4 protein-coding genes and 1 pseudogene are annotated in these 9,225 nt (G+C 39.1%); all 5 read right to left on the bottom strand.

What is annotated here, in order from left to right:
• Positions 1 to 109: 109 nt before the first annotated feature.
• Positions 110 to 232: pseudogene (locus AACX68_RS03635) on the bottom strand (transposase); the annotation flags it as partial.
• Positions 233 to 436: 204 nt separating this feature from the next.
• The gene (locus AACX68_RS03630; RefSeq protein WP_228860627.1) at positions 437 to 877 is read right to left on the bottom strand and encodes a hypothetical protein; all 441 of its coding nucleotides are present in this window, start codon (positions 875 to 877) and stop codon (positions 437 to 439) included.
• Positions 878 to 1,176: 299 nt separating this feature from the next.
• Positions 1,177 to 1,701 (bottom strand): hypothetical protein, encoded by a 525-nt coding sequence (locus tag AACX68_RS03625; protein WP_228860626.1) that lies wholly within the window; start codon positions 1,699 to 1,701, stop codon positions 1,177 to 1,179.
• Positions 1,698 to 7,223 carry a DUF637 domain-containing protein gene (locus AACX68_RS03620; protein WP_228860625.1) on the bottom strand — a complete coding sequence of 1,842 codons (5,526 nt, stop codon included), beginning with the start codon at positions 7,221 to 7,223 and terminating at the stop codon, positions 1,698 to 1,700. The genes AACX68_RS03625 and AACX68_RS03620 overlap by 4 nt, the downstream gene beginning before the upstream one ends.
• 33 nt (positions 7,224 to 7,256) lie before the next feature.
• On the bottom strand, positions 7,257 to 8,954 hold the full coding sequence (locus AACX68_RS03615; RefSeq protein WP_228860624.1) for a ShlB/FhaC/HecB family hemolysin secretion/activation protein: 1,698 nt from the start codon (positions 8,952 to 8,954) through the stop codon (positions 7,257 to 7,259).
• Positions 8,955 to 9,225 lie beyond the last annotated feature (271 nt).

Below are 9,225 nucleotides of genomic sequence, written 5' to 3'. Positions count from 1 at the left end.
TTCAACTAACTTGTCCATGGCCTGTTCCTCCCCGGAGTCGTTTTAGGCTTTCACCAAAACTTTGCTCCTGGAACAGGCCTCTCGTCAATTTCTTATCCAGAATTCAGGTTAATATACTTCCTATCGCTCTACGTTTTTCTCCGTAGAACACCTGCCTTCGGTATTTTGGGGCAAAGACAATGTGATATTTACAGTTCCATCGGGTATGCGCTAAGCTTTTCTCATCCCTCATGGTGGGACCCCCTTTCGATTTCTTGATTGACTTTTGCAGTTGCCAGACCGCAAGGTGTTTTAACAAATCAAAAGGGGTTTTTATAGCTGCCTCATCGCTGAAAGCTCTACGGAACCCCCTGCCTAGCAGGGGGTTTTCTATATACAAAGAAAGATCCCAGCATTCTGGCTGGGATCGCTTTCAGATTGATTTTTATAGATGCCGCTAATCAGTTAGCCCAAAATACCATTCAAGAAATGAGTTAAAATCTTTCCATTGAGGTTTGAATTTCCCTTCGTAAAAATCGAGCATTTCTTGCCCTAAACCTATTTCGAGTACTTCTCCAGTTTTTCTATTATAGAAAAACCCATATTCACCCTCGAAACTATCTAAGGGAAGATATTCTTCTTCTGAACAACGAAGCAATTTATGTGTAAATTTTATTTCTAAATCATAATTGCTATTAATAATAAACCAACAGATTTGGTAAATTTCACGATGTCTATTATGAAATGTCGGGCCATCCTCTGCATGTAAGTAAAATTGGGCAAAATCAGATTGTAAATCTATATTTAACTCAATTAATGCATTCAAATATTCTGGGTGGATAGAATCATCCCACCACCCTTGATCACTAAAATATTTTTTAACTTTATAAGGTAGCATGATTTATATCCTATTTATTTTAATCCTGTGTTTTCAATATACTTCACGATCAATATTAAATAACTTTCTATCAATAGGGAATCCTGATGTGTTTTGGGTAAGTAAGGATGAAGCACATTGGAAAAATAATATTCTTTCCAGGTATCATGTGACGGCTAAAATAATAGGTCTAATCTATTTTTGGTAGAGTCCGGAGAGGGTCCGGACTCTGAGGCGATTACCTGTTGAGTGTAAATTATCTAACTTATTTTGGAACACTTTCTGTTAGTTAACATTTATATGGCATGGTTCCAAAAAGATTAGATAACAATTAGTTCACCCCACAAATCAAAAGGAGGCTTAACTTTATGATTACGTGTATATGCATCAACAACGAATCTTAAATATTCATTAAACGTCCAATTAGTTGCCTTAACGGTTTCTTCATTTTCATCATAATGATAAACCAAATCAGGATTATCTGATGTTGTTAATAGAAAGTAATACTGTGTATAACTCTCTACTGAAATAAAAAATGGTTTTTTATCCAACAAATGATGAAGTTGGATATTACATAACTCTTCTCGTTGACCACTTTGAAATAATACTTCACCTCGAATAGTTTCTTGCATTTGGTAAAAAACTAAAGGAACATCACCAAATAGACCACCACTACAACGTCCCATGCATGTTAAAAAGTCATATAATTGACCCTTTACTTCGATATCATAAAGACGTTCAAATTTTGGTATTTCTTCAACAGCATATCCCCTGATATAACTGATATCGATCTCTAACTCAGGGAAAACTGAGTGCAGGTAATTTATGAGTGTTTGATTAATCATGGGTTAGCTCCTGTTGAACCTTGAAAAATATTGACATTAAAATTTTTGTTCATTTCGGCAAAATTCTGGCTAGTATATCCACAGCCGATGCACATTCCTGGTTCCATTATTGACGTATTTTGTACAGAAATATTTACATTTGCCTTTTGACCATTGTAATTATCTTGAATATAACTGAATAATTTTTGTTCAGCATGATTAAGGTTTGTCTTTTGTGTTTTTATAATCCCTATACTGGGTATACTTTCGCTATCGGTCAAGATAACCTTATAATTAACTCCACCTATATTTACTGTCGTTGGTGAACTGCCAGACCAGGCTTTGCCACTCACGGATAAGTAATATTCAGTTATACCATTGGTATCTACTGATGCAGTTGCATAACTTACTGCTTTATCGTTTTTTTGATGGCTTGCTTTAAGATATTTCAGGGTTTCTTGTCTGACTAGATTAAGGTCTAACGCTTTATCGGTAACTTTATTTAAATCATAGACACGGTAATTTTCCAGTGCTCTTTTTGCTTCTTGTTCTATTAAGCCCGTTACAGCATAGGTATTAGGTTTCTGATTTTTCGATAATAACGCGGTTGAAGCATGATTCAATTCATTCGCCAGATTTTTTGCACTTTCTGAACTGTAGCCTAATATTTTAACCGTTCCGACACCCAATGCTCCAGTTCCCAGTGCCGCTTCTGGTGCCATTGCATCTGCTACAAAGATACCCATCTTATTGATACAAAAGGATCCCTGAACTTTACAGGCTTCAAAAGCCATACGCCCTGCAAATAACATTTCTTCAGTGGCAGCTGCCAGTATATAACCGCCAGCAACCGTAACGTATGCCCCTCCAGCAACGGCAAGAGCAGCAATAGCCCCATCCTGTCGTGCTGCTACACGTGCAGCTGCAGCTTTGTCCCCACTTGCTGCTGCTGCTATATCTCTTCCATTCTCCTGAAAGATTTGATCCCACTGGTGTTCGGTATAGTTATAACGGTAAACGAGATCAGCACTGTTGGCTGCGCTATACACCCCTTCTGGTGTGCCACTAATTAATGCACCTGATAGCGCTCCAATGACTTGCACTGTTTGAGCTTTGGCTTCATTACCTTGGATGGCTTCTTGAATTTTATGAAATTGACGCTCAGGTTCATTACGGTACTTAGATTCAAATAGACTGCTTTCCATAACAACTGTAGCTAATTCAGCGGCCAACGCACCAGCTGCAGCACCTTTAGCATCTCCACCACCAATTTCTGCAGCAAGAGCTGACACTGCCGCATGGCTAATTGCTTTTCCAGGCGCTCCTAATACAGCTCCATTGTTTCCTATAATATTCGCCCCTTCCGCATTAATCTGGTTACCCACATTAGTAAGCAAGGCAGCGGCGAAGTTATCTTTGAAACTACCACCGTTAATTGCGGTATTTAAACTGGAGCTGATGACTGATTGCCCTGCAACACGCTGAGCAACTTTGCTCCAATCTGCTTTATTACTTAATAAAGGCGCTTTAGTAGCTCCATTAGCTGTTTTTTCCACGCCTATGAGATTGTCAAATCCGGCCAATGCACCACCAATTGCCATAGAAGTAGCCGTTGATTTTACCGTCTCACTGTTTCCCATCTCCTTTAAGGTCTTAGAAATATTACCACCATTATTAATCAGCTTGACTGCTGCAGTAGAAGCCAGAGATGCCATACCGGCAGTCACAGCACCACCCACTGCGGCGGCTGTTGCAGCACTGGCTCCGACGGTGGTGGCGGCACCTGCTGTATAGCCAGCAGCAGCAACAGTTACCCCTGCTCCTGCAGTGACGACAGCAACGGCGATAGCGATAGCAGCAGAAACAGCTGGGTTTAAATGCTGGTCCTGATAATTCCAACTTTCATAAGCATCCTGAACTTCATTCCAATGCACATCCTGACGCTGATTTAATCCTTTTAACCAAGCTGTTTCAGGTGTATCACCAAGTGCTGCCAATGCAGCTTGCAAGGTTTGTCCTTTCTGGGTTTTGATATCCGCACTGATTCCATTTGCGGCATCAATCGTTAATTTTCCGCCGATATGAACAGAAGGCAGTATCCATGTTTCTGCACTATAGCCACTATTCCCATTCTGAATAAAAAATCCTTTAGATTGGCTAATAGTTTGTTCAAAAGCGCTATCTTTAACGGCTTTAAAGTTTACCTTACCGTGCGTACTCGTTAGGGTCGCGTTGTTATTTGTTTCAATCTTACTGGCTTCATAAGTGCTGTCATCGTGACTGAGTAAGTTAATATCACCATCAGCTACAAATTCAGTGACTTTATTGATAACTGAGTGATGATTGGTTGTTGAAGTTTTCTTTCTACCATGCCAATTACGTTTAGAGCTGGAAGTTTTATAGTCAGTCACGTCTTCTAGTGCTTGTGCATAAAGATAACCACCCTTAGCAGCAATATTCATTACATTTTTGGCAACTAATTTAGTGGCTTGAAATAAAATTCCTCCATGAGTTAAAATATTTAAATCACCATCGCTATTTAGCTTAGTGCCTGTATGATTTACAGTGTTAGAATTATAATCACTACTTCTTCCATTTAATTTTATTGTATTATTTTGAGCGGGCTCAAAATACATGTTTCCACCACTTATGAGATTTAAATCTCCTCCAGAATAAAGTGTAGCTCCTTGAGTAGTCAACGTTCCATTCGCAGTTAAGGTTAGTTTTCTTCCCCCCTTTATATCAGAAGTTAGATGGTATCTCTTTTGTTCCAAATCATAACCGATAAGAGGAGTAGGAACTGTAAAATAAGGGAATGAATTGAAAGATATATTTTTACCGGCAGATAATAAAGTGTGACCTTCTGAAGATAAAATGACACTTTGTGCACTTAGATTTTTTCCTGCATTGATTAAAAGGTCTCCCCCGGATTGAATTTTACTTGTAATGTTATTAATTGTAGATGGGGAAACCCAAAATTGAAAATGATCCTGTGCTGACTGTATTTCTCCAGAGTTTTTTTTATTATTGTTAGGATCATTATCTCCTACCCCAGGTAATAACTTAAACATAGGGTTATTATACATCCAAAGACTATCATCATATTTATCTCTCCGATATCTATAATTGAAATCTTCTCCAATGATCCTAGGTCCTAAATCTATCTCTTTTGCAGAAATTAAACTAATATCTTTTCCCGCTTTAATGCCAATTCCTTTTAATTTAAGGGGTTTATTTCCAGCGTTTAAAGAAACTGAACCAATTGTATTCAGTTTTTCAATAGATAATGCTTCATTAAATAATCTCAAGTCATTCTCTTTGTCGAAGGGTTGAGATAGTTTTTTATTGTTTTTTAGAATGGAATCATCATAATTTATGACTATTCCTTGGTTAGCCGTTACAGTTATATCCCCATTTTGGGGTTTAAAGCGTAGGTTTGATAAAAAAATACTCTTTCCTGCTGAGATGGATAAATCTCGAACAGCTGAAATCTCACTTAACCACCTAATGTTATTAGGTAGGAAATAATTTCTGGTGTTATCGGTGCTAGCCTTTATATCACCCTCTTTACTGATTAACGTGATATCTTTAGCTTTAAGATCACTTTGAATTATTTCAATGTTATTAGGCGCGATAATCGATAAGCCATTTTTAGCAGAAATTTTTGACTGATGGGTATTAACATAATCATTAGCGATGATTGAAATATCGTTATCTGATTTTATGTTAGTATTGTTATTGATTGAAGAAGACGACAATACTATATCTTTCAAACTCACTAACGCGTCTGAATTATCGCTATCAATAGTTATTTCACCTGTTTTTTCAATATCATAAGCCCTTTTTTTTTCGAGATTTATATTATTTGAAAAGTCAATTATTAAATTCCCTTCAGAGAACAAAAGAGAATTCATTGTAGGATTAACATCTTTCCAAGAATGAGTTTCGCCTAAGTCAATAAATGAATAATCAAAGTCACATCCCCAAATGCAAGGAAACCCAAAACCAAAAGTATGGAATATATCTTTCTCACCATTTTGAGTGCTTATTATATTCAGATTTCTCCCAGTTAAGATTAAATCTTTCTTGGATTTAATGTCCGAGTTTATATTTTCCAATTCAGTGGAGTTAATAAATAGGTTGTTACTAGATTCTATAGAGGATTTTGGAGAGTTAACATTATATTGCGTTAAACTCCGTTTAACATTGAGCGCGTTATTCTTATAAAAATCCATCACATCGAACCATTTTAAATACTTAAATTCGTATGTGAGTGTTTTATTATTTTTTCTGGTTGAAGTGGCTTCAATTTCTAAATCATTTCTCAAAGAAAAATTTTGAATATTAGCTAGTTTTTCAGCTCTAATAATCAAGTCGCCCTTATCGGTTTTTATAGTTGCCGATTTATTTTCAATATATTGACTTTTATCTCCGCTTGCATTTTTTTGAATCCACATATTATTATTGGATTGTAAAAGTGCCTGAGGCCCTGTATTGCTGATAGATTCACCATACACCCGCATATCTTGCCCAGCAGTCACACTACCTTTATTGCTGATCTTATCACCAGCAAGAATAATGTCCTGCTTTGCCTGAACAGAAGAACTTGGTCCGATATTAATTTCTTTGGCACCGGCATTTAAATCAGTTTTCGCCTTAATGTTGCCGAGTTCCATTTTGCCATTGGCGCTGAGCGTAATATCTCCCTGAGTACTGGTGATATCTTTCAGATTCACCCCGACACCACTTTCTGTTGCAATCAGGCGGATTTTATTGGCATACATCCCCCCCAGTGCTTTGGTATCGACAGCCAGTTGTGGTACTGCGCCTTCTCCGGCAATGGTTTTTGATGTGCCATCTTTGAAAGAAATTTGGTTGGCGCCCTGCGTAATTGCAAGATTATTGGCCTGAATTTTGCCATTCAGCTCAGTTGCCCGGCTGATAATATCGACATAATCGGTTGACTGACCGTTTAACCCCTTACCGCCAATTGTAATCTGGCCTTTTGTCACGGCCAGAGCATCCAGTGCTCCTTGGCTATCAAACTGTGGTTTACCCGTGGTCAGAATTGCACCGGTGGTATTAATAAACCCGCATCCGTCACAGGTGATGCCATTGGGGTTAGCTATCATCACGTTGGCCTTCTGACCGGCCACTTCCAGTTGCCCCAGTAATTCAGAACGGTTGCTGCCGGTCACTTCGTTAATGATGAGTTCGGCGGCTTTTCCCTGCAAGTTAGCGTTAGCACTGATTTGTCCAGCCAGTTGTGAATTAATCGCCTGTGTAGCGTTATTCAATACCGCTCCCTGAGTCCCGGTATTAAATTCGTGATACGTATTGTGCGATATTCCGGCGTTATTGGGAGCCGCAATATTCACTACCGGTACATTGCCGTTGTTGTGGATCTGAGTCTGCGTGTTATCAGGGGTAATCCCCCCTGCTACTGCTGAGTTCAGTGGATATATACCTGTCAGGTAAATCAAAAAATAACTGGTTCCCTTTGCCAGGGGACTAATGGTTTTATCTTTTTCTTGTTCTTTCATGAAATGAAATCCAAATTTCGTGCTGTGTTTTTATTAAAAATGAAATGAAGCAGACCAATAAACGACCCAATGGTCTGGTCTGAGATGGGTGGGATAAATCAAGGGTTTTCCTACTGTGACCCGCTGATCCATTTTGTTGTTATTGAGTGAAATACCCAGTGATACTCCGGTAACATTGCCTCCTTCGATTTGCCTTTTTTTATTGTTTTCCAGCCAGCCTGTATCTAGCGCCCCATTTAAAGCAAGTTCACTTGATAAAGGGAGTCTGGCTACTTTCCAGTTCAGTTCATTACGCCAATATCCCCCATTATTCCCGATGAGATTTTGCTCTTTAAATCCCCGGACGGAGTATTGCCCGCCTAATGACAGGCGCTCACTGGCGTAAAGGTTATCCGGTGTAAATTGCCCATACAGCGAAGTCAGATAATAAATATTTTCCGTAACAGGAATAAAATAGCTGCTGCTCAGGCTGAACTTACGAAACTGACTTCTGAGGGCATTGCGATCGCCGGAGTTATCTTTTGTTGCACCCCACATATCTAAGCCATGACTGAATGTTGGGTTAAAGGTCAGATAGCCTCCTGCCAGCATCGTGCTGTAGTGAGCGCCCAAACTAACCGCACTCAATGTCGGGCTGCTGACGGATAACTTAACGCCCGCCGTGGTATTGGCAGTCTGGCGGCGGACTAGTCCCATATTCAGCCCCAACTTTTGCTGACCATCGCGGTATAGCGTCCGGTTTATTTTGAATTGGTGAGTTTGTCCCTGACTTTCATGGCGATAACTCCCTGTACCTACGGCTATCATTTGAAATGAGCGGTTGCGGGCATACTGATAATCGAATGACCAGTAGCCATAAGGCAGGGTTACGCCTGATGTCAGGCTCCAGTTCTGGTGATTATGTCGGAAATCACTGTTACGGCTGGCAGATATTGACCACAGGTCAGCAAGGTGTAGAGGGTTATCCAGCCCTAACGTGGCATTAATTTGTTCTTGCCCAGTATTTTTCTGCCCGCTGTTATCTATTCCCAGACTGGTATTAACCGGTAATCGTGATTCAGTGCGTTTCAAAATAACGTCAGAGTAACCGGGTTGCTTAGCCGGCTGGATATCAATGGTGATTTGTTGAGAAGGCAGGCGGTTTAACTGCTCCAGACCCTGCTCAATGTCTCGCAGGCTAAGTATTTTTCCGACCATACCCGGAAAAGCTATTTTCAGGGCAAGGAGAGATTCCCCATCAAGCAGGATGGAACTGACTTTTCCTTCGGTAACTGTGATAGTCAGGACGCCGTTGGATAAATCCTGTTCGTTTAATCCTGCCTGAGAAGTGATATAACCTTTTTCTATGTAGGTATTAGATACCTTACGTACCAACTCGTGAATTTTACCGGCAGTCAGGCAATGAGATAAGTAAGGTTTGGATAGTGCCTGTTGTACTGATGCGGAAAGATTGTTTGCGCCTTCAAGCTGAATTTGATGAATAGGGTGGCAAAGTGCACCCTCATCATCAGATGCTGGTACGGGGAGGGGTGATAATGTAACGCTATTACGGATATCATCACGTTGCTGTTGGGCTTGTTGTAGCAAGTCTTTTTGTTGCTGAGTAATAGCATCCTGGTCAACTGGGCTGATTAACGGTGATGTCGCTGATTTCCCTGAAGTGGCTAATAGTGCCAGGAACAATAAGCCTACAGAATTAATAATAATTCTGTTCTGATAATATCGAGACATAAATAAATTTCAGGTGTAAGAAAAAGGCGCGAATTATATATAAATGTAAACTTAAATCAATATCATTATGGTTTTGTTTTTTGTTGATTAATTTATTTTATTTATTATGGGAAGAGTTTTTAATTTTATCGTTTTAAATTGTGCATTTTTATTTGCTATTTGTTTTTTTATGACCATTTTAATTTATTTTTTAATGTAATATTATTTGTGAATGATGAGTTAATTAATTATTTTATTTTTATAGTAGTGCTTTTAATTCATGATATTGAAT

The sequence above is a fragment of the Xenorhabdus sp. PB61.4 genome (genome assembly GCF_963894935.1).
Taxonomy (GTDB): domain Bacteria; phylum Pseudomonadota; class Gammaproteobacteria; order Enterobacterales; family Enterobacteriaceae; genus Xenorhabdus; species Xenorhabdus stockiae.
The sequence above is the reverse complement of the archived record's forward strand: the minus strand, read 5'-3'. Positions and strand labels throughout refer to the sequence as shown.

Coding starts and splice junctions, on each gene's coding strand:
- AACX68_RS03630 (WP_228860627.1), bottom strand. CDS start 877: ATGCTACCTTATAAAGTTAAAAAATATTTTAGTGATCAAGGGTGGTGG.
- AACX68_RS03625 (WP_228860626.1), bottom strand. CDS start 1,701: ATGATTAATCAAACACTCATAAATTACCTGCACTCAGTTTTCCCTGAG.
- AACX68_RS03620 (WP_228860625.1), bottom strand. CDS start 7,223: ATGAAAGAACAAGAAAAAGATAAAACCATTAGTCCCCTGGCAAAGGGA.
- AACX68_RS03615 (WP_228860624.1), bottom strand. CDS start 8,954: ATGTCTCGATATTATCAGAACAGAATTATTATTAATTCTGTAGGCTTA.